Annotated in this window: 16 protein-coding genes; 4 read left to right on the top strand and 12 right to left on the bottom strand. The window is 41.4% G+C overall.

Going from position 1 to position 18,272, the window contains the following annotated elements; translation table 11 throughout:
* Positions 1-54: 54 nt before the first annotated feature.
* The 10 genes from PH210_RS24280 to PH210_RS24235 all read right to left on the bottom strand — a co-directional run bounded on the left by PH210_RS24280 (position 55) and on the right by PH210_RS24235 (position 13,600).
* Positions 55-1,476: an NAD-dependent succinate-semialdehyde dehydrogenase gene (locus PH210_RS24280; RefSeq protein ID WP_289988974.1), complete on the bottom strand. Its 1,422-nt coding sequence runs from the start codon at positions 1,474-1,476 to the stop codon at positions 55-57.
* A 22-nt stretch (positions 1,477-1,498) separates the two neighbouring features.
* On the bottom strand, positions 1,499-2,884 hold the full coding sequence (gene gabT, locus PH210_RS24275; RefSeq protein WP_289988957.1) for a 4-aminobutyrate--2-oxoglutarate transaminase: 1,386 nt from the start codon (positions 2,882-2,884) through the stop codon (positions 1,499-1,501).
* A gap of 46 nt (positions 2,885-2,930) precedes the next feature.
* On the bottom strand, positions 2,931-4,304 hold the full coding sequence (locus PH210_RS24270; protein ID WP_289988956.1) for a putrescine aminotransferase: 1,374 nt from the start codon (positions 4,302-4,304) through the stop codon (positions 2,931-2,933).
* A 21-nt stretch (positions 4,305-4,325) separates the two neighbouring features.
* Positions 4,326-5,798, bottom strand: coding sequence for an aldehyde dehydrogenase family protein (locus PH210_RS24265; RefSeq protein ID WP_289988973.1), 1,473 nt, complete (start codon positions 5,796-5,798; stop codon positions 4,326-4,328).
* Positions 5,799-6,005: 207 nt separating this feature from the next.
* On the bottom strand, positions 6,006-8,141 hold the full coding sequence (locus PH210_RS24260) for a sigma 54-interacting transcriptional regulator (RefSeq protein WP_289988955.1): 2,136 nt from the start codon (positions 8,139-8,141) through the stop codon (positions 6,006-6,008).
* A gap of 112 nt (positions 8,142-8,253) precedes the next feature.
* Positions 8,254-8,502, bottom strand: a complete 249-nt coding sequence (locus PH210_RS24255; RefSeq protein ID WP_289988954.1) for a biotin/lipoyl attachment domain-containing protein — start codon at positions 8,500-8,502, stop codon at positions 8,254-8,256.
* Positions 8,503-8,525: 23 nt separating this feature from the next.
* Positions 8,526-8,816 (bottom strand): SAV0927 family protein, encoded by a 291-nt coding sequence (locus tag PH210_RS24250; protein ID WP_289988953.1) that lies wholly within the window; start codon positions 8,814-8,816, stop codon positions 8,526-8,528.
* 16 nt (positions 8,817-8,832) lie between these two features.
* Positions 8,833-10,122 carry a Glu/Leu/Phe/Val family dehydrogenase gene (locus tag PH210_RS24245; protein WP_289988952.1) on the bottom strand — a complete coding sequence of 430 codons (1,290 nt, stop codon included), beginning with the start codon at positions 10,120-10,122 and terminating at the stop codon, positions 8,833-8,835.
* A 517-nt stretch (positions 10,123-10,639) separates the two neighbouring features.
* Positions 10,640-11,992, bottom strand: a complete 1,353-nt coding sequence (locus tag PH210_RS24240) for an APC family permease (RefSeq protein WP_289988951.1) — start codon at positions 11,990-11,992, stop codon at positions 10,640-10,642.
* 267 nt (positions 11,993-12,259) lie between these two features.
* Positions 12,260-13,600 (bottom strand): APC family permease, encoded by a 1,341-nt coding sequence (locus PH210_RS24235; RefSeq protein ID WP_289988950.1) that lies wholly within the window; start codon positions 13,598-13,600, stop codon positions 12,260-12,262.
* A gap of 201 nt (positions 13,601-13,801) precedes the next feature.
* On the opposite strand from PH210_RS24235, the gene speB reads away from it, so the two are divergent.
* Positions 13,802-14,734: an agmatinase gene (speB, locus tag PH210_RS24230; RefSeq protein ID WP_289988949.1), complete on the top strand. Its 933-nt coding sequence runs from the start codon at positions 13,802-13,804 to the stop codon at positions 14,732-14,734.
* An 82-nt stretch (positions 14,735-14,816) separates the two neighbouring features.
* Here the strand turns inward: speB and PH210_RS24225 are convergent, their stop codons facing one another.
* A complete protein-coding gene (locus tag PH210_RS24225) occupies positions 14,817-15,413 on the bottom strand; it encodes a cell wall hydrolase (protein WP_289988948.1) in 597 nt (198 codons plus the stop codon).
* 341 nt (positions 15,414-15,754) lie between these two features.
* Here PH210_RS24225 and PH210_RS24220 point away from each other — a divergent pair, with 341 nt between their 5' ends.
* From PH210_RS24220 to PH210_RS24210, 3 genes are all read left to right on the top strand, one after another.
* Positions 15,755-16,201: a Dps family protein gene (locus tag PH210_RS24220; protein ID WP_289988947.1), complete on the top strand. Its 447-nt coding sequence runs from the start codon at positions 15,755-15,757 to the stop codon at positions 16,199-16,201.
* 126 nt (positions 16,202-16,327) lie between these two features.
* Positions 16,328-17,584, top strand: coding sequence for an FAD-dependent oxidoreductase (locus tag PH210_RS24215; RefSeq protein ID WP_289988946.1), 1,257 nt, complete (start codon positions 16,328-16,330; stop codon positions 17,582-17,584).
* A 92-nt stretch (positions 17,585-17,676) separates the two neighbouring features.
* Complete coding sequence (locus PH210_RS24210; protein WP_483312143.1) at positions 17,677-17,757, top strand: YjcZ family sporulation protein; 81 nt, start codon at positions 17,677-17,679, stop codon at positions 17,755-17,757.
* Positions 17,758-17,846: 89 nt separating this feature from the next.
* Here PH210_RS24210 and PH210_RS24205 read toward each other — a convergent pair whose 3' ends face one another.
* On the bottom strand, positions 17,847-18,272 hold the full coding sequence (locus tag PH210_RS24205) for a disulfide oxidoreductase (RefSeq protein ID WP_223591727.1): 426 nt from the start codon (positions 18,270-18,272) through the stop codon (positions 17,847-17,849).

The following is an 18,272-nucleotide window of genomic DNA, read 5'->3' as shown; positions in this document are numbered from 1 at the left end:
TTTTCTTTTAGTTGTATTTTTATCAATTCCATTATGGAGACTTTGACCTTTTAATTAAATATCTAAACCGATTGAAATATATTTTACTTCTAAAAACTCTTCAATTCCAAAATGTCCGCCTTCACGGCCCAGACCGCTTTCTTTATAGCCTCCGAATGGAACCTGAACGGCAGAAGGCAGGGCATCATTTAGCCCGATGATTCCATACTCTAGCTGCTCCGTTATTCTAAAAGAACGGCTTAAATTTTCGGTGTATACATAGGCAGCTAATCCGTAACAAGAGCTGTTAGCCCTTTCAATAACTTCCTCTTCTGTTTTGAAAGTAGAAATTGGTGCCAGCGGACCAAAAATCTCTTCCTTCATGCATTCCATCTCGTCATTTATATCGGTTAATATTGTCGGGGCATAGAAATAGCCGGTGTCTTTAGCAGGTTTTAGCCCGCTGTAGGTGACTTTTCCACCCTTTTTAAGCGCATCACTTACCAAACTTTCTACTTTCTTATAAGCAGCTTTATCAATTAATGGGCCGATATCCGTTCCCTCTTGAAGTCCGTTGCCGACTTTAAGCTTCTCTAGTTCCGCCTGAAAAAGCTTAATAAATTTATCAGCTACGCCCTCATGGACATAAACCCGGTTCGTACAAATACATGTCTGTCCGGCATTGCGGAATTTCGATTGCACAAGGCCGACTGCCGCCTTTTCCAGATTCGCATCATCCATGACAATAAACGGGGCATTTCCGCCAAGCTCAAGTGACACTTTTTTAACATTTTCAGCCGCGCCACGCATTAACATTTTTCCTACTTCAGTTGAGCCCGTAAAGGTTATCTTCGTAACACGCGGGTCCTTTAACCACACATCCCCGATTTCTGAGGATCTGCCGGTAATGACATTAATGACACCATTAGGGATGCCAGCCTCATGAGCAAGCTCCGCCATTTTGAGAGCAGTAAGAGGTGTTTGAGTGGCCGGCTTTACGACGACTGTACAACCAGCTGCAAGCGCCGGCCCTACTTTTCTGGTAATCATCGCAGCAGGGAAATTCCATGGAGTAATCGCTGCTACGACACCCACAGGCTCTTTTCTGACAAGAATCCGTTTATTCGGATGGGATGCCGGAATGGTTTCTCCATAAATCCGTTTTCCCTCTTCTGCATACCAGGAGATAAACCCGTTGGCATACTGGACCTCACCAAGAGCTTCCTTCAAGGGCTTTCCTTGTTCAATTGTCATGATTCTAGCAATCTCATCTTTATGTTTTTCTATTAAATAGAACCATTTCATTAACAGCTGATAGCGTTCATCGGCTGTTTTTTTCGACCAAGGCTTAAAGGCTTTATGGGCAGCATCAACGGCCTGTTTGGCTTCATAGGCACCACCAGTCGGTACAGCCCCTACTACTTCCTTTGTAGCTGGGTTAATGATTTCTGTAAAAACCTCATAATCACTGCCAATCCAATCTCCATTTAAATACATTGGATAGATTTGATATTTTTGCTTAAGCGTGTCCATTTCCTTTCCCCCCAACCGATAAGACAGGATCCTTCAGATAAACTGATTCCATCGCTTCCTCAAGTATTTGTAAGCCTTCTTCAAGCTGGTCATCTGTAATCGTTAATGGCATAAGAATACGGATGACGTTTCCATACAATCCTGCGCTAAGTAACATCAAGCCACGCTCTCCGGCCGCTTTAACTATTTTGCCTACAGCCTCTTTATCAGGAGTTTTAGACTGTCGATCCTTAACAATTTCCATCGCACACATCGCTCCCAAACCGCGGACATCTCCAATACAGTTAAAACGGGCTCCAAGAAGGTCCATCTTTTCAATCACTCGGGCTCCCAGCTTATCTGCCCGATCATTGAGGTTTTCACTATCAATAATGTCCAAAACTGTCAGCGCAGCCCTGCAGCCAAGAGGACTGCCGGAATAAGTTCCGCCGATTTCCCCTGCCTCTACAGCATCCATTATTTCAGCGCGGCCAATCACGCCGCTGATCGGAACACCAGCCCCCATTGATTTGGAGATGGTAATTAAATCTGGAACAACATCAAAATGATCGATTGCAAAATATTTTCCAGTCCGGGCGAATCCTGTTTGAATTTCATCGGCTATAAATAAAATGCCATATTGAGTACAAATCTCTCTGACTCTCTTTACAAAAGCCGCATCAGGCACGATGAATCCGCCCTCCCCTTGAACAGGCTCCATTACGACTGCCGCAATTGTCTCCGGCGCAACTTCAGCGAGAAGGAACTGTTCAAATTGCTCCATAATCATCTGCGTATACTGCTCTTCGCTCATTCCATCAGGGCGTCGATATACATATGGATATGGCGCCTTATAGACCTCTGGGGCAAAGGGGCCAAAACCGAACTTGTAAGGCTTCACCTTGCTTGTCATCGTCATCGTCATTAAGGTTCTGCCATGGAAGCCCCTTGTAAAAGAAACAATCCCCTGACGCTTCGTATATCTTCGCGCAATCTTCACGGCATTTTCAACCGCTTCAGCACCGCTGTTAAAGAAGGCAGCCTGCTTGTCAAAATCGCCTGGTGCAAGCCCGCAAAGTCTTTCGGCTAGATTGATATATGATTCATACATCATGACATTAAAGCCAGTATGGACATATTGGCTTGCCTGTTCCTGCAAAGCCCTCACCACTCTTGGGTGAGAATGTCCCACGTTTAACGTTCCAATAGCACCAGCAAAATCAATATAGCGATTACCGTCCACATCTTCGACTACGGCTCCTTGTGCTTTTTTAACAAAGGAATGACAGTTATTACTGATTCCTTTTGGGACAAATTTGTTTCTTCGCTCCAAGATTTCCTTCGATTTCGGTCCTGGTATCTCTGTTTGGAGCTTGACGTATTTCTTTTCCAATTTCGTGCTCCCCCTTTTACCTATCCCTACCTTTAAAGTTCATTTGTTACGCTTTGACCTGTGCTAAAACCTCTTTGAAGGTGCTGACAACTTTATCAACCTCTTCATAGCTAATTGTCAAAGCCGGTTCAATACGGATGGTCTTGGAATTGATAAGGGTTCCCGCCACTAGGATGCCGCGGTCAAACATTCCTTTTGAAACCTCATAGCCGATTTCATCTTTATGGAATTCAATCCCAATCATTAAGCCCTGGCCGCGGATTTCCTGAACCTTGTCTTCATGTCCTTTTGCTGCTTCTTTCAGCTGATTAAGGAAGTATTCACCGACTACCCCTGCTCTTTCAGGCAGGTTTTCTTCTATTAAAATACCGATTGTTGCAATCGCTGCCGCACATGCTAATGGATTGCCTCCAAAGGTTGTTGTGTGCATGAACGGATTTGGGAACCAGCTTTTAAACACTTCTTCTTTTGCCACAATCGCACCTGCCGGCATGACGCCACCGCCAAAGGCTTTGGCCAAACAGATAATATCCGGAACAACATTATACAATTCAGCTGCAAACATTTTCCCGGTACGGCCCATTCCTGTCTGCACTTCGTCAAAAATTAGCAGAGAACCGTATTGGTCACAGAGCTCACGAACTTGTTTTAAGTAGTTTTCTGGCGGCAGAATAATACCGCCCTCGCCTTGAATTGGTTCTAAAATAACCGCAGCAACGTCTTCTCCTACCGAAGCGCACACTTCAAACGTTTTTCTCATCATGTCGATATCCCCGAACGGCACATGACGGAAGCCTGGAATTAATGGCAGGAATGGCTTTCGGAACATTCCTTTTGCTGTACCGGACAACGAACCCAGGCTTTTTCCATGGAAAGCACGAGTCGTCGAAATAAAGGTGGTCCGCTCGCTGTACATTTTTGCAAGCTTTAGTGCAGCCTCCACACTTTCGGTACCACTGTTGGTAAAAAAGGCATATTTCAGATCCCCAGGGGTGATATCTGCTAAAATTTTTGCCAGCATGGCGCGAAGCGGGTCAAGCAGGTCTTGGCTATGAAGGGCCTGGCGCTTTAGCTGATCGGTTACAGCTTTAACCACCTTTGGATGGCGGTGGCCAACATTGTAAATTCCGAAGCCGCCAAGACAGTCAACATATTCCTTACCATTTACATCCTTAAAGCAGGCGCCGTTATCGGACCATTCAACAGCTGCGAATTGACCGCCTTCCGTAACAGTTTTGCGGTATTCCAGGAAACCAGGGTTTACGTGCTCACGGAAGCCATCGACAGTTTCCTTTGTAATCCAAGCAGCCTCTTCCTGATTGATTTGTTCTTTTTCTATTAAACTTAAAACCTTGTTAATATAATCAGTCACATTTTGCTTCTGCCCGCTCTTCGTTTCTTGTTTAAAATCGATACTCATATTATCGCTCCTCATCATGTATTAGTTTCTAAACCAGCCAATTGGCTCAACCTGCAAATTGATATTAATTTGTTTAATCTCTTGGAATTCCTCAAGGCCAAATGTTCCTAGACTGCGGCCGATTCCGCTTTGTTTATAGCCGCCCCACGGCGCTTCGTTATAAGTAGGATGATAGGAATTGATCCAGGTAATCCCGGCGCGAAGCTTTTTAATAACCCTAAGCGCCTTCGCGCCATCCGTGCTAAATACTGCACCGGCAAGCCCATAAACCGTACTATTCGCAAGCTTTACCGCTTCGTTTTCATCCTTAAACTTTTGGATTACCACTACAGGTCCGAAAATTTCCTCCTGGACGATTCGCATATCTTGCTTGACATCTATAAAAACGGTGGGCTCAACGAAATATCCATTTCCTAAGCCGTCACGAACGATTCGGCTGCCGCCGCAAGCGACCTTTGCACCTTCCTGCTTTCCAAGCTCAATGTAATGAAGAACCTTCTCCAAATGCTCCTGGCTGACCAGCGGGCCCATCTCTGTGGAAGGATCGTTCCCTGGTCCCACTTGAATTTTCTTAGCCCTATCAACAAACCGTTCGACAAATTGCTCGTAAATACTCTCTTCAACCAGAATTCTGGATCCGGCCGAGCACACTTGACCGGCACCGGCATAAATTCCGAATAATGCATAATCGACAGCGGTTTCAAAATCAGCATCAGCAAAAATGATATTGGGGGATTTTCCGCCTAACTCAAGCGAAACCTTTTTCATTGTGTCGGCCGCTGTTTTCATAATATGTTTGCCTGTTTTCGTACCGCCGGTAAATGAAATCATATCCACTTCCGGATGGGATGCAATTTCGTTTCCAACAACTGGACCGGCGCCCATCACCATATTAGCTACACCATTTGGCAGACCAACCTCTTCAAAAATTTCGAACAATTTTTTAGGAGTCACAGGAGTCACTTCTGAAGGTTTGAAAACAATGGTATTGCCGGCAGCAAGAGCAGGGGCAATTTTCCAAATGCTCATTAAAAGTGGATAATTCCATGGAACAATCAGACCGCACACGCCCACTGGTTCACGGACTACCATTGCCTGCATTGGGTCGGCTACATGATACGTATAACCGTCTGGCTTTGTAATCAGGCCAGCATAATAACGGAAACAGGCAGCGGCATCGCCCACATCAAATCCTGCCTCTCTTAAGGGCTTGCCGTTATCCATGGTCTCCAGTTGTGTAAGCTCCTCTGCATATTCATCAATTTTGTCAGCGATTCTAAATAAATAATAGGCTCGTTCCTGTGCCGATAAACCTGACCAGACACCTTCCTCAAATGCTCGGCGGGCAGCGTAAATGGCCGCGCGCGCATCGGCAATTGTTCCTTCTGGGGCATATGAAATTACCTCGCCATTTGCAGGATTAATAACTGGGCGTGTTTCTCGATTTTCTGCGTCTTTCCATTCACCATCAATGTACATTTTTAGGTTTATCACTCGATTTTTTACCTCGGCCATTATCAATTCCTCCTTTTGATTCCCTCACTTACTTATATTGCAAGAAGCGTGCCAAAACATATAACTTGGTAAAATTGTGTTTTTAGAAAAATTAAATTGCGAGGTTATTCATTTTTGCATAACACTATTAATCTGTGCATAAATAAAAAACTGCTCCCAGATTAGATATCTGAAAGCAGCTTTTGGTTAAATAGTTGATAAGTTTTCGATATTCATATTTTTCTCACTTAGGATTTTTTGATATTTCCTGCTGACGGAAGACTGGCTGATCCCCAGTGCTTTTGCTGCCTTGGTAGTTGTTTTGTACTGGTTCATTGCCAGGACAATCAGTTGTTCCTCGACATGATCGATTGCTTCCTGTAAGGGGATAACTCTGGTGATAACGGGCTTCATTTTTTTGTGCTCATATCCGAGTGATAAGAACTGGCTGACAAATTCGGCATCAATCGCCGAATGATCTGCTGTTACCACCAATCGTTCAATAATGTTTTGCAGCTCCCTGACATTACCCGGCCATGGATAGAATTCCATGACATTTACAGCATCGGGGGTTAAATGATAATTTCGGTCGTATTTTTCATTAAGCTTCTGCAGAAAATGGAAAGATAGTAAAGAAATATCTTCCGTCCGCTCCCTTAATGGCGGAATATGGAGAGGAATTACATTCAAGCGATAAAATAAATCTTCTCTGAAGGTCCCTTCCTCAACCATTTTTTCTAATTTTTTATTGGTAGCGGCGATGATTTGCACATTGACCTTGATTGGCGTAGTGCTTCCGATTGGAATAACCTCCTGTTCCTGAAGCACTCTGAGCAGTTTCACCTGAAGATGCATCGGCATCTCGCCAATTTCATCAAGAAACAAAATACCTTCATTGGCCTGTTTAAAATACCCTTCTTTTCCATTCTTATCGGCACCTGTAAAAGCGCCCTTTGCATAGCCAAACAATTCGCTTTCCAATAAGTTTTCCGGAATTGCCCCGCAATTTAATTTGAGGAACGGTTTTGTAGATCGCTTTCCTAACTGATGTATCGCTTGGGCTATCACTTCTTTTCCAACCCCAGATTCGCCATTAAGGAGAACTGTTGAGGAGAAGTCGGCGATTTTCTTCACTTGGTTCATAATCTTTTCCATCTTTGGACTACAGTAGATCAGCTTTTTTAAGAAACGGTCTTTCGATTTAAAATCATCTAATTCTTTCTTATATTGTTCTGATATCTTGCGCATTTCCAAAAGTTCGCTTTTTAAGCGGGTTGTCTCGGTAATATCCCTTGAAGCCACAATAATCCGGTCAAGGTCCCCTTTTTCATTAAAAACAGGATTTCCGACGGCTAGAATTTTTCGTCCCGTTTTTGTTTCCTGAACAACGGATACCTTTTTTCTTTTTTCTAAAACAAGTCGAGTAACTGAGGGGGTAAACAGCCCTTGATCCTCAAGCTCTAGAATATTTTTTCCAATTAATTCTTTGAGATCGACCTTCCAAAAATCCTGAATAATATTATCGCTAAATCTGATTAATTCTCCTTTGGCATTAACCACAAGGATTTCATCATATATGCTTGACAGAATGGCATTTAAGTCTTTATTCAAGTCCTTAATATATTCAATTTCCATTGCCATTTCTTCAACCATCGGCAAATCCTGGACAACGATAATGATTCCTTCGACCACATCATCATAGTTCATAATCGGGCTGTAATCGACAAGGACACCCATTTCGTTCGTAATCTCCAGGTGGTTGAGGAGGGTTTTTCCGGTTGAAAACACATTGTCAATGTGCTCTTTGCTGAATATCGTTTCTGCAGGAAAATTTAAGACTTTTTCGGCGGTTGATTTAATCATTTTTAATCCGGCTTCATTACAATTGATGATGCGTTTTTCCTTATCCAGGACAAATATTCCCATCGGAATGGAAGTTAAAATAATTTTAAGCAAATCAACGCTTTTATTCTCTTGTTTAAATAGCTCGGCCAGAACATCTTCTCTTCGTATGTAGCCTGAAGGTTTACCATCTTCGCCTTTTATGATGGCAAACGGCTCTCCTATAATTTGAAACAAAGCAGGCAGAGAAATATTCTCGCTTAAATGGCAAATACTTTCGATGGACTTTGCGTGGTTGAGCAAAATATCTATTGAAAAATGATTCTCTCTCAGCTTTTCTAGCAATTGATTGTTTAACGATACATAGGCAAATAATTGATTTTGTTTTTCCAAGAATATAAAGGGTTCTTTTATATTGTTTAAGGTTGATTTTAATTCTTCTTGATGTTCTGCTGTGACTGAAATAATTGGCTTGATTTTTTCCATTTCGACGGAAAACATATTTTTCATCCCCTTCTATCCTATCAACCTTATACTACCACTTTAATCAGAATTTTTTAAATAAAAAATCATCAAAAAAGAAGATGTATAATCCATCTTCTTTTTCAATCGTTTAATCACTCCCAGTGATAAATAAATCTTCTTTTATATAGGCAAGGACCATTCCAGGAATAACGTTATCTCCTTCCTGTACCTCAAGTGACTCTACCTCCCCACTAACACCGGTTTGGATCATCTCCACATGTCCGTCATCAGCTTTTATCATGAATAATGGTTCCCATTCATAAATTCTTTCTTCATTTTTGATTGCAACTTTTTCTATTCTCCCGAAGCATGGGCTTATAACCACTCCTAAGTACATAGAGCATCTCCTCCAATCCCTGCTTAATATTGTTCCTGATATGGCGCCGTTTGTAATACAAGACCAAAGAACTCTTGGAATTCCGGAATGTCCTCATGCTCGATACCAAGTCTGTCGGCCCAAAGTTCCTCTGCATAAGTGTCCTCTTGGCAGAGCAGGACCATGTTCCCTGTTTGTATTGAAGTTACCATTGCCTTTCCAAAAAAATGCTCTGAATAGCCAATTGTCAAATCATAACGATGATTATTGGAAATTAAGCAAAAGTAATGTAAAAGCTGGCGTTCTTTTTGTTCAGATAAAATTTCTAATTTCATACTCTATTCCTCCCTTTTAATATTTCAGCCAGCCTCTAAGTCTTGAGGCTTCGGCTAATTTCTGAATTCCTTCGATATAAGCAGCAATTTTTAAATTAACACTATATTTTTTGGAGGTATTAACAACATTTAGGAAACTCTGAGTAATTTTTTCTTTGAGTCTCTTATCAACGGTTTCCTCCGTCCAATAATATCCCTGGTTATTCTGACACCACTCGAAATACGAAACGATCACACCACCTGAATTTGCAAGTATATCCGGTACAACGAGAATCTCTCGCTCATCAAGAATTTTCAGTGCTTCTTTTGTCGTTGGCCCGTTCGCCGCCTCGATTATAATATTGCATTTCATCCTGCTGGCATTTTTTTTATGAATGACCCCGGAAATCGCTGCTGGAATTAAGACATCGCATTCTTTTTCTAATAATTCCTGATTTGTTATGGAGCTATTAAAGCGATTTGTTACTATCCCAAACGAGTCTCTATTTTCGAGGAGGAATGGGATATCGAGGCCGTTTTCATCATATAAACCGCCAAGGACATCGCTGATTCCAACAACTTTAGCTCCTAAATCATATAAATACTTTGCAAGGTAACTTCCTACATTTCCAAATCCTTGAATGATTACCTTTAGTTCCTCAACTGGCTGTTTCTTTAATTCGCATACCATCTCAAGGGTGTACAAAACGCCCTTTGAGGTGGCTGTTTCTCTTCCTTTTGAGCCGCCCAGTGCAATTGGTTTTCCTGTAATAAAACCTGGTGAATCAAATTCACGGATATGATCGTATTCATCGAGCATCCACGCCATAATTTGCGAGTTTGTATACATATCTGGAGCCGGGATATCCTTGGTCGGGCCCACAATTTGGCTGACCGCTCTAACATAGCCCCTGCTGAGGCGTTCCAGTTCATCAAGGCTCATTATTCGGGGATCGCAGACAATTCCGCCCTTTGCCCCGCCGTACGGAAGATCGGTAATCCTGCATTTTAAGCTCATCCAGCCCGCTAATGCCTTTACCTCTTCAGGGGTCACATCCGGGTGGAAGCGTATTCCGCCTTTTGTCGGACCTGATGCATCATTATGCTGTGCCCGGTATCCTTGAAATATCTCTGTCTGCCCGTTATCCATCCGAACAGGAATGCTTACCTCTAAAAATCTCATCGGCTTCTTTAAAAATTCAAAGACCTGCGGCGGATAATTCAGGATTTGAGCAGCCTCTCTGAGTGTTTCCTGGAACTCAATTAAAGAGTTATCCTTTTCCATTAATACCTCGCTCTTTTTCAAATCTAAAGAATCGATTGCCATCATAACACCTCATTTTTTGTTGTTATTAAAGTAGAAGCAAGATTCGTGCCAACTTAAGAAAAGGGGAATATTGCGATTTTTAATTTAGAAAAATGCATTCTCTATGAAAAAATGAGTCGATTATGCGATATTGCATAATTCGTATTTTTCTACAGGATACCGCTATTGGACGGAGTGCCAATCATATCTCTAAAATGCCGGACGCGGGCATTATCAGCCTTTCAGAGTACCCGTTTTACCTCTAAATCGCAGGACGCAGGCACTGTCAGCCATCCAGAGTGCCCGTCACATCTTTAAATCGCTTGACGCGGGCACTGTCAGTCATTCAGAGTGCCCGTCACATCTTTAAATCGCTTGACGCGGGCACTGTCAGCCGTTCAGAGTGCCCGATTTACCTCTAAACCGCTGACCGCTGGCAATGTAAATAGCAATCAACTAAAAAATTCTCCAATTAACAAGCCACCCAAATAACAACCAAAAAAAGCCAGGCATCACGCCTGACTCAGGTAACTTCCACTTATAATGTGGTAGGTTTCTCCGCTTCATCGAAATGAAGATCCACAATCCTTGTTTTTGAGATTTTGGTTTTAAAGGCTAAATAGATTAACCCGATGACAATCCAAGCAATCCCTCCGATGAGGGCATCTGCTTGGAGGTTATACCACAAAATCCCCGTGGTACATGCTCCAAGGATAGGCATTACGAGAAAAGAGAAAATATCTTTTCCGGTTTTGTATCGCTTTTGACGGAAAACGAAATGGGCAATAACCGACAAATTAACAAAGGTAAACGCAATCAACGCACCAAAGTTAATAAAGGAAGAAATAAGCTCAAGACTCGGTGCGATCGCAAGCAGTGAAACTACCCCGACAAGAATAACATTAAAAGCAGGTGTCCGAAATTTTGGATGAACCGAGCCGAATAGGTTCTTCGGAAGGACGCCGTTCCGTCCCATTACAAATAATAGACGTGCCACACTCGCATGGGATGCCAGCCCGGAAGCGACAGTTGCAGCAAACGCACCTGCAAGAAAAACTAGTTTAAATAGCGTTCCTCCAACAAACAATCCAATTTCGGGTAACGTATCATCCGTTACTTTAAACCTCGAAATATCTGGGAATAAAGCTTGGGCGAAGTAACCACAAATAAAAAAGATGGCGCCGCCGATTAAAACCGTTAACATAATCGCTTTCGGCATTATCTTTATATCAGTGGCCTCTTCAGCGTACATCGTGACGGCATCAAAACCAATAAAGGAAAAACAAACCACTGTGGCTCCAGTCAAAACAGCACCAAAATGGATATTGGAATGAAAAAGCGGTTCCGTAGTGAAAATCGTCCCTTGCCCCATCCCTTGGGATAACTTCACAAAAGCGAGAACTATAAAAGCGCCAATTAAGACAACTTCGAAAATAACAAGGAGGGAATTCAAATTTGAGGTTTTACTCATACTCCATACGTTAATGGCAGTAACGATGGCGACATAACAGACCACCCAAATCCATGCTGGAACCGAAGGAAAGACGGATACCATATAAATTCGGATAATCAAGGCATTAACCATAGGTAAGAGGATATAATCAAGCAAGGCTGCCCAGCCAACAATAAATCCAAGATGAGGGCTCATTGTTTCTCTCGTATACGTATAGGCAGATCCAGCGCTTGGAAACACTTTGGCCATTTTCCCATAACTAATCGCTGTAAACAACATAACAGCCAATGCCGTTAGATAGGCAAGAGGAACAACACCATTTGTTTCTTCAGAAACGATTCCAAATGTATCAAATACAATAGTCGGCGTCATGTAGCCTAATCCAAGGCCTACAATGGCCCAGAGGCCGAGTGAACGCTTAAGGGTAACATTCTCCAATTTGAACAACTCTCCTTTTTAAAAAAAATAAATGTAAGCAGTTTCACTTTTGTTCAAATCAATATGAAAACCAATAGAACCTCCCCTTCGAAATAATTATATTACTATTCAAAATAGTTGCAATTTTTGTGCCAACAATTTTTTACTAGGTAAATAATAAAATAGCCCCTAAATTCTATGAAATCTTGCATAATCTAATCTGATTTGCATAATAGGGGCATCAAAAAAGCCTTCAATCAAGAGAATGATTAAAGGCTTAAAGGTTTATTATGCTTCTTCTGCTTTAAATTGCGGCGGCGCTGCCCGGAATGCTTTTGTTAGATAGAGCAAATACACAAAGCCGAACCCAAACCATATGAGGCCCATGGTCAAGGAACTTATTTCAAGATTTACCCACAGGATTCCTACTGCAGCGGCTCCAATTAATGGCATGATAATGTACTCAAAAAATCCTTTTGGGGACCGATGCATTTTTTGCCGGACGGCAAAATGACTAATAACAGATAAATTTACAAACGTAAACGCCATTAGGGCGCCAAAATTAATTAACGACGTAGCAGTAACTAAATCAAAGAACCATGCCGATAAGGACATGACACCGACAAATATAACATTAAACGCAGGCGTCCTCCATTTTGGATGGACAAAGCCGAACCATTTCTCCGGAAAGACTTTATCCCGCCCCATTACATACAATAGGCGCGATACACTTGCATGTGAAGCTAGCCCGGATGCTAGCGTATTGACAAAGGTTGTACATAAGAAAATCGATTGAAACAGTTTTCCCCCCACATACAGAGCAATTTCCGGCAGGGCGGCATCTGGATTTTTGAATCTTGAAATATCAGGGAAGAATAACTGAATAAAGAACGATGTGGTGATAAAAATGACTCCTCCCCACAAAGCTGTTAAAAGGATCGCTTTTGGAATTGTTTTTTCTGGATTTGGTGTTTCCTCAGAGAGGGTTGTAACGGCATCAAAACCAAGAAAGGAAAAACAGAGAATCGTTGCTCCTGTAATTAGGACTGGAATGTTCATCCCTTCCACAAAAAAAGGCTTAAGGCTGAGCACAGTTCCGGCTCCTTCGCCTCCATTCAGCCCTTTAACGACAAGGATGATAAAGACGATCATAATCAGGATTTGCACAGCCACAAAAATGGTATTAAAATTTGCCAGGATATTAACGCTTCGTAAATTAAGAAAGGTAACGATTCCGACAAATACTAATACCCAGATAAAATCAGGAACGGATGGAAACAAAGCATTTAAGTACAGTTTGGTTAATAAAGCGTTGACCATTGGTAAAAATAAATAATCAAGTAAAGAGGACCAGCCAACCAGAAATCCTAAATGACCGTTTATCGCCTTTTGTGTATAAGTATAAGCCGAACCTGCCTGAGGAAAAACCTTTACCAGTTTGCCATAGCTTGCCGCCGTGAAAAGCATTCCGACCAATGCAATAATATAGGCACTTGGCACGTGACCATTTGTTATCCCTGAAACAATCCCAAACGTATCAAACACAACCATGGGGGTCATATAAGCGAGCCCCATAATAACAATCTGCCAAAGCTTTAACGATCTTTTCAACTTAACGCCACTTTCCACCTATCATACCTCCCCTTTTTTAAACCGCTTTCAATACATAATAAACCCTTTGTCTTTTTAAAATTTTTTATTCCCCCTTATTTTTAAAATCAGTATGTATGCTTGCAATTTCCGTGCCAATCACGAAGAGCTCCTTTCTTTTATTTGGCATAAAACTTGCAACATTTAATTTTGAAAAAACAGAAATGGGGGAATCTAAAAATGCACTATCCTTTATCACCCGACGTAAAACCTGAATTTTGTACGACAGGCACGTTTATGAGGCTGCCTTCCACAAGAGAAAATGCGAAATTAGCGATTGTCGGCATGCCGTTTGATACTGCCGCATCCTTCCGTGTTGGGGCCCGGTTCGCACCGCAAGCCATTCGTCAGGCGTCAATGACTTTATTTCCGTATCATCCGATTCACAAGGTGTATCCGTTTGATGATTGTAATGCCATTGATATTGGCGATGTTTCCGTGATCCCTCATAATATCCATCGCAGCTACGAAGTCATTGAAAAAGCAGTCATGGAATTGATGGAAAAAGGAATCATTCCCATTGGGCTTGGCGGAGACCACTCAGTGACGTTGGCCAACTTAAGAGCAGCTGCCAAGGTGCACGGACCTGTTGCATTAATTCATTTCGATTCCCATACCGATACATGGGATACCTATTATGATGAAAAATATTGGCACGGTTCTCCATTCATTCGGGCCTACGAAGAAAATCTGCTTATTCCAGATAAGGTTTTTCAGGTTGGGATTCGCGGTACACTCAACCATCCAGGCGATATTGATGCCAGCAAGGACTTGGGCTATCGTGTCATTACAACACCTGAATTAAAGGAGCGTGGAATGGAGGATGTTATAAGAGAAATCAAACAAAAAATTGGGGATACTCCTTGCTTCCTTAGCTTTGATATAGATTTTGTCGATCCATCCTGTGCACCGGGAACGGGGACCCTCGAGGTCGGTGGATTAAATAGCTTTGAAACCTTACAAATTATCCGTTCCCTAACAGACTTTAATTTTATTGGATTTGACTTAGTCGAAGTGCTGCCGCCATACGACCCAACTCAAATTACATCCCTGCTCGCGGCTACCATCATTCATGATTTTGCTAGTTTAGTAGCACTTAAAATCAATAAATAAATACAAAAAAAGCAGTGAGACTCCTTTTTTGGAAATCCACTGCTTTATTGTATTAATATTTATTTTTATGGAATGTTAATGATTATCTTGCAAAGCGATGATTTCCAATTGTAACGGTAACAGAGCGTGATAGAATCCACTTACTTTGCGCTGTTTTAGGGTTGTAGAAAAATAATGAGCCGTTTCCTTTTCCGCTAAAAGCGATTGCTTCATTAACAGCTCTCTTGGAAGCATAATCTGCCGGCTGATTAATCTGACCGTTTTGGACAGGAGTAAAAGCATAGTGCCCATTTGCAATTTGATAGATAACTCCACGAACTGTGTTTGGGAAATCAGGGCTTTTTACCCTATTTAAAATGACTGTAGCAACTGCAACTTTCCCTGCATAAGGCTCTCCCACTGCTTCTGCACGGACAAGACGTGCCATTAGATCTTTCTCTGCTGCTGTATAAGGAGAGTTAGGAATCATCATATTTTGTCCTGTATAAAGTGGCTTAGAATGATTAGCCGCCATTAAACTATTTAAAGGCACACCAAAACCTTTTGCAATTTTCCAATAAGTTTCTCCAGACTGAATTTTATGAGTTGTCGTAGCCGCCTCTGTTTTTCCATTTACAGTAAATGCTGACATTGATAAGATAAGACCAGCTGCAATTACTAGTTTTTTAAGTTTGTTCATTCGAAAACCTCCTAGATTAGTAGCTCGTTTCTCTACAACTAAGGCTACCAGTTGTAACATACGAATTCATTAGCCAAAAAATGGAATGCAAAAGCTAGCAAAGAGACCGCCTGATATCAAAGCGTTCCTCAACAAAATGTAAGGTCTATCCAATTCATATTGATCTCCATAAAAATACTTTACTGGATAATGAAGGAGTTATTATTACAGTTGGTTTCAGCCATGTAACATAGAGAGAGAGAAACTTTCACCAATCTGACAAGAATTTCCTTAAAATCATACAGGATTTCATGTGTATCTTTGGAAATAATATAACGAGATGATATAAAGGAGGATTTCTTATGAAAAATCAATTAGTGGATGTACTAAACAAACAAATTGCCAATTGGTCTGTTTTGTATATTAAATTACATAACTATCACTGGTACGTGAAGGGCGGGCAATTTTTCACACTTCACGCCAAATTTGAAGAATTCTATAACGAGGCCGGGCTCCATGTCGATGAATTAGCAGAACGTTTACTTGCAATTGGAGGTAATCCAGTGGCAACCATGAAAGAATGCCTTGAACTCTCATCCATTCAAGAAGCAACAGGCTCAGAATCAGCTGAAGAAATGGTTCAATCGATTATTAATGACTATTCAATCATCATTGGTGAAATAAAAGAAGGAATGAGTCTAGCTGGAGAGTTAGATGATGAAACCACCGGCGACATGCTGCTCGCTATCCATTCAGGTTTAGAAAAGCATGTTTGGATGCTCACGGCATTCCTTGGCAAGACAATTTAATTTACTTAAAGTCCAACATTATTTGTTGGGCTTTTTTATTTAGAATAATTATTAAAAAAGTTTGACTTTTATTTAGTATTAATATTATTATTGTAATTAAGAAAAGGTTTTAGGAGGTACCCTCGTATGTCTAAACACGAAGTCATCGTATATAGCAGCTCTGGCTGCCCTTATTGTGAAAAAGTAAAATCATATCTAAAAGAAAAGGGAATTGAATTTGAAGAACGGAATGCCTCGATTCATAAAGAATATTTTGATCAGTTAAAGGAACGCAAAATTTTTGGAACACCTGCGACCTTTATTAATGGGAAGCTCGTCTTAGGCTTTCAGGAGAAAAAATTCATTAAACTTCTTGGGTTGTCTGAAGAGGACAAGCCAGCAGAAATTTACACTCCACAACCTGAAAGTGAAGAATCCATTTTCCAGCCAGTTAATGAAAAGATCCTTGAAGAAGTCTATGACTTTGTAACCATTGGCGGCGGGCCTGCTGGAGCGTCTGCTGCTGTTTACGCTGCCCGCGGAAAATTAAAAACTCTTGTCATTGATAAGGCCCCAAAGGCAGGAACTTTAGCGATTACTCATAAAATCGCTAACTATCCAGGGGTGCGTGAAGAAGTAACGGGTCTTGAACTGCTGACAAGAATGCAAGCACAAGCAAAAGACTTTGGTGCAGAATTCGTCCGCTCTACTGTTCTTTCTGTTGATTTTTCAAATGAAATCAAAATGATCGAGGTAGCTGAAGGAACGATTAAGGCAAAAAGCGTTTTTATTGCCGTTGGCGCAAAAGCTCCATCCAGTAAGATTAATGGGGAAGAAGAATTCACCGGCCGCGGTGTCAGCTATTGTTCAACCTGTGATGCCGCCTTTTATCAAGATCAGGTTGTTGCAGTTGTCGGTGATAATGACGAGGCTATTCATGAGGCAGAAATACTTGCAAAGTATTGCAAAAAGGTTAAATTATTAATTCCTACTGAGTTAAAGGGTGATACTGACCTTTCATCACTAGAAGATAATCCAAAGGTGGAAATTTATCGACGTCACCGAGTCAGAGAAATCAATGGTACGGATAGTGTTGAGAAACTAGGGATTCTAAATGATAAAAAAGAAGTGGAAACTTGGAATGTCGATGGTATTTTCTTATATCTTGGCGGAATGAAACCGGGGACTGACTTCCTTAATGGAGCCGTCATGAGAGACGAAGAAGGTTATGTGATCGTTGACGACCATCTTCGTACAAATGTTGATGGAGTGTTTGCAGGCGGTGACGCTAGAAGAACACCGATTAAACAAGCCGTTATTTCTGCAGCTGATGGTGCGATTGCAGCATTAAGTGCCGAACAGCACGTCAACAAACGAACCAAACTAAGACCGCAATATAGCTAATTTCAATCTTTTTTCTGCGAATCAACGTTTGTCCATTTCCATTTTCTCCTATTTGCATAAATTGTAATTATTAAATAGGAGGTGACTTTGGAATGGGACACAATAATAGCTTTGCGCTAATCGTTGTATTGTTTATCCTTTTAATCATTGTTGGTGCATCTTGGATGTACTAATCATGGCAATGGCCATTACACCTTAATAAAAAGAGGGGCGGTAAAATCTCATGGTTTTACTGCTCCTTTTTTGTGCAAAGAAGAAGAGACTATCCTTGGATAGTCTCTTCTTCTTTTTGACTGCGGGCAAGAATTACTAAGCTGATCGTTATGGTAATAAAAGCAATCAGTGCTAATAGGGGAATCGTAATAAATCCCAGCCAATTGATATAGTCCTTTGAACAGGGAACCCCGCTTGTACACATTTCAAATTGTTGTAAATAGGGAATCTTTTGCAATAAAGTATGATAGCCTGATATTAGGATTCCGATGATTGACAGCGGCAATACATATTTATAAATTCCCTTATCGTTTCGGTAGACAGCAATCCCCAATATGATGGCTAGTGGATACATGAATATCCGCTGATACCAGCAAAGCGTACATGGTACAAAGTGCATGACTTCACTAAAGTACAAGCTGCCGAGTGTTGCAATTAAAGCTGCAACCCACGAGACTACTAAGGATTTATTCAT

The organism is Paenibacillus sp. BSR1-1, from assembly GCF_030403775.1.
In the GTDB taxonomy this organism is placed as follows: domain Bacteria; phylum Bacillota; class Bacilli; order Bacillales; family Cytobacillaceae; genus Neobacillus.
The sequence above is the reverse complement of the archived record's forward strand: the minus strand, read 5'-3'. Positions and strand labels throughout refer to the sequence as shown.

What these genes read in the sequence shown, in the direction of transcription:
- PH210_RS24280 (WP_289988974.1), bottom strand. Translation starts at nt 1,476, where the DNA reads ATGTATTTAAATGGAGATTGGATTGGCAGTGATTATGAGGTTTTTACA.
- PH210_RS24270 (WP_289988956.1), bottom strand. Translation starts at nt 4,304, where the DNA reads ATGAGTATCGATTTTAAACAAGAAACGAAGAGCGGGCAGAAGCAAAAT.
- PH210_RS24260 (WP_289988955.1), bottom strand. Translation starts at nt 8,141, where the DNA reads ATGTTTTCCGTCGAAATGGAAAAAATCAAGCCAATTATTTCAGTCACA.
- PH210_RS24255 (WP_289988954.1), bottom strand. Translation starts at nt 8,502, where the DNA reads ATGTACTTAGGAGTGGTTATAAGCCCATGCTTCGGGAGAATAGAAAAA.
- PH210_RS24250 (WP_289988953.1), bottom strand. Translation starts at nt 8,816, where the DNA reads ATGAAATTAGAAATTTTATCTGAACAAAAAGAACGCCAGCTTTTACAT.
- PH210_RS24245 (WP_289988952.1), bottom strand. Translation starts at nt 10,122, where the DNA reads ATGGCAATCGATTCTTTAGATTTGAAAAAGAGCGAGGTATTAATGGAA.
- speB (WP_289988949.1), top strand. Translation starts at nt 13,802, where the DNA reads ATGCACTATCCTTTATCACCCGACGTAAAACCTGAATTTTGTACGACA.
- PH210_RS24225 (WP_289988948.1), bottom strand. Translation starts at nt 15,413, where the DNA reads ATGAACAAACTTAAAAAACTAGTAATTGCAGCTGGTCTTATCTTATCA.
- PH210_RS24220 (WP_289988947.1), top strand. Translation starts at nt 15,755, where the DNA reads ATGAAAAATCAATTAGTGGATGTACTAAACAAACAAATTGCCAATTGG.
- PH210_RS24215 (WP_289988946.1), top strand. Translation starts at nt 16,328, where the DNA reads ATGTCTAAACACGAAGTCATCGTATATAGCAGCTCTGGCTGCCCTTAT.
- PH210_RS24210 (WP_483312143.1), top strand. Translation starts at nt 17,677, where the DNA reads ATGGGACACAATAATAGCTTTGCGCTAATCGTTGTATTGTTTATCCTT.
- PH210_RS24205 (WP_223591727.1), bottom strand. Translation starts at nt 18,272, where the DNA reads ATGAATAAATCCTTAGTAGTCTCGTGGGTTGCAGCTTTAATTGCAACA.